Source organism: Vibrio sp. 704, from assembly GCF_033339295.1.
The window spans coordinates 1-2706 of record NZ_JAWOUH010000048.1 but is presented as its reverse complement, the minus strand read 5'-3'; the positions used below and the strand labels follow the sequence as shown (position 1 = coordinate 2706).

Below are 2706 nucleotides of genomic sequence, written 5' to 3'. Positions count from 1 at the left end.
GCTGGTTTTTTCACATCTGGGGAAAGAGATTAATCCTAAAAGCATTTGATCTCAATGCTGATCTTTTAGATCTGACAACTCTCCAAACAAAAAAGCCTCCCGATTGGGAGGCTTTTTTGTTTCTATCGTGCGAAAAAAATATATTTCAAAACTTCAAAGCACCATCAACAACACCCTACATGCTCAATCATCGATTTTGGTTGTTTTTCCGTTGGACAGCCGTTGGATTCAACGTTATTCGCATGGTGTTAAGCTGATTTTGGTTGGACAATCGTTGGATCGTCGTTGTTTTTCTGTTGGATTCTCGTTGGACGGTTAACTTTTCATTATGAGATCAGATTTTTTTAGGCACACAGTTGGCGAGTTCGCCAGTAATAACACTACGGTATCGGAAAATAAATTTTCCTCCGCCTTGCGTCATTGTGTGCCTCGATGCTGACGCATCGAGATCGGACTCTACCGCTTAACTTGTAGATTTTCGTTACTAACGTACCGACCCTATTTTTTGCCCCCTGACAACGAAGAACGGCTCCCGATTGGGAGCCGTTCTTACGTCTAAATCTGGGTTCGCACTAAACCATTTAAGTTAAATGAAAGCTTGATAGAGGTGATATATTGTAATTCCCACCATTACTACATTACTAATAGCAAGAATCAGTAAGTAATTGTTATATGAACTAATAATTTCGTTTATGTCATCAGTATCAATTTCACTACTAGTTCCGAAACGCATCATACCCTTACCTTTACAATAACGTCTCAGAGCAAGTCCTGAGAAAAAAAATGTTAATCCCCAGAAGCTTAAAAGATAGATAAATTCCGCAGAAAAAAAGAATAAACATATCCCTAAGCAAGATGCATTAATACCATCGGACACATTCACATACTTTTGCGTCTTAACCTTATCAATCACTACTTAAAACGCTCCCTGAAAAATAACTTACAACATTTTCTGAGGTATCTTTCACTCTCTTAGACACGCTAAGTAAATGTAGGCGATAGTAAGCCCCTCTACCCATTAAATAAGCCCAAAGAGGATCAAGGTTTTTATCTTTAAGTCCAGCGTAGGCTATATCTCCAAACACAACATATTCTAAAGGTTTGAGATATGGGTTAGCGATAAGAGCAACACCGATCACCTGCATCACATCCGAACGTTTATCTTGTGTTGCAGCCTCAATGTAATCCTGAAAAGCATCATCTTCCATGTCGATATTGGCATTTCTCATTAAGCATTCAGGCGTAGCGCAACTCGCTTTAAAACGCACATTAAACGATTCATCATTCACTACTAGATTGCGTCGATAACTGCCATCTTGAGAGAAATTATCAGCCTTTTCTGTCTGGCGTGATAACCGATTCTCTTCGACTTTTCTAAGCGCACCACCTCCCTCAATGAAACCATTTTTGACCTGATGAATAAGATCATATCCAGTCTCATAGGAAATATTGCCCCCGTTGTACCCTTTCAAGATAACATCGAACGCTTCGCTAAATTCTTTTACCGCTTGGCTGTGAACCGAAGTTTCCAGATCCAATGCGGGAAGAAAAATTAATAATTCTTCAATCGCCTTTTGAGCTTCGACCTCTAGCTGTCTCCTTTTTCGATTTCGTTCCCAACGGGCGTAATCTTCTTGGGTATACGTCAATTCAGCTTGACGCTCTCGACGTTGGCGGGCTGCTCGCTCTCTAACTGTTTCTTCTCGAGCTTGTGGTTTTCTTAATGATTCTTCTTCATGGAGTGGCTTATAGCCTCCGCCAGAAGAGCTCAAAGGTTTTTTCTTTCGATCTAAAAAATTGTGTGGCATCCGTTCACCTAACCTCAATTAACGTGATGACATCATAACCACTCTTAAAGGTGCGTAATATTGGTCATATGTTAAATAGGCAACTTCACTATCAAAAACACCATTTAGAAGCCCCTCAAACGCTCTGTAAGCCATTTTCAGCATCAAACCTCCCCACGGGTACACAAAACCACTCTGAAAGTTTATGACGCATTTGAAGCGGTTTTATCATCCTAAGATGAGCACAAGCATCTGGAACAAAAGAGCCCGCGAAAGGGGCTTTTTGAACAATTCGGAGTTTGTTAGTCCAGGTTAAATGAGCGTAGCGTTTTAATCTGGACTGACGAACCGGCAACGAGCAAAGCGAGGCGACAGAACCATAGCAATCATGACGCTAAATTCTTCTTGCAATAGTCTGCCCAATAAAGATGAGCAAATTCCAATTTGTCGGAAAATGCAGAATGATCGACAGATAGCCAAGCTCGGTTCGTCACATCCCAAAACATTTGGTCAAACTGCGTAAAGCTTCTGAAGTTAGGCTGATGTACTTTTCTCCAAACAGAATGGGAAAGCATCCTCATCCCTGAGTTAATCCGCTTCACATTCGCAATATCTTCATCAGTCTTAGCCATAAGCACCTCATATACAAACCAAGGACTAATAGAATACTAAATGAAGTAAGTGCGAGGAATGATACGTTTGGTTTACTGGGGTAAAGGGGGCGTTAGCGCCCCTTTCCAGCTCACAGGGGAACCGTCAAGAACGAAGTGACTAGAGGGGACGCTGTGTATGCTGGCTTAGTATGAAGACAGACGATAGCACAAGCCTAAAAAAATAAACTATTGAAGAGGTTATAACCCACGTAGGTTAGGAGTGACAGTGCCACCATTTAGAGAGGGTGAAATGCCGCTTGCTCGAT

Annotated in this window: 4 protein-coding genes; 1 reads left to right on the top strand and 3 read right to left on the bottom strand. The window is 41.4% G+C overall.

All coding sequences use genetic code 11. From position 1 onward, the window contains the following. A partial coding sequence (locus R7R24_RS24245) for a hypothetical protein (protein ID WP_318119667.1) occupies positions 1-257 on the top strand: 257 nt, incomplete at its 5' end. A 329-nt stretch (positions 258-586) separates the two neighbouring features. On the opposite strand, the gene R7R24_RS24240 is transcribed toward R7R24_RS24245, so the two are convergent. From R7R24_RS24240 to R7R24_RS24230, 3 genes are all read right to left on the bottom strand, one after another. Then, positions 587-913 (bottom strand): hypothetical protein, encoded by a 327-nt coding sequence (locus R7R24_RS24240; RefSeq protein ID WP_169608406.1) that lies wholly within the window; start codon positions 911-913, stop codon positions 587-589. Continuing rightward, entirely contained in the window at positions 906-1808 is a 903-nt protein-coding gene (locus R7R24_RS24235) for a hypothetical protein (protein ID WP_169608408.1), read from the bottom strand. The genes R7R24_RS24240 and R7R24_RS24235 overlap by 8 nt, the downstream gene beginning before the upstream one ends. Positions 1809-2173: 365 nt before the next feature. Beyond that, on the bottom strand, positions 2174-2419 hold the full coding sequence (locus R7R24_RS24230) for a hypothetical protein (RefSeq protein ID WP_060466691.1): 246 nt from the start codon (positions 2417-2419) through the stop codon (positions 2174-2176). Between the last annotated feature and the right edge of the window lie 287 nt (positions 2420-2706).

Coding starts and splice junctions, on each gene's coding strand:
- R7R24_RS24235 (WP_169608408.1), bottom strand. CDS start 1,808: ATGCCACACAATTTTTTAGATCGAAAGAAAAAACCTTTGAGCTCTTCT.
- R7R24_RS24230 (WP_060466691.1), bottom strand. CDS start 2,419: ATGGCTAAGACTGATGAAGATATTGCGAATGTGAAGCGGATTAACTCA.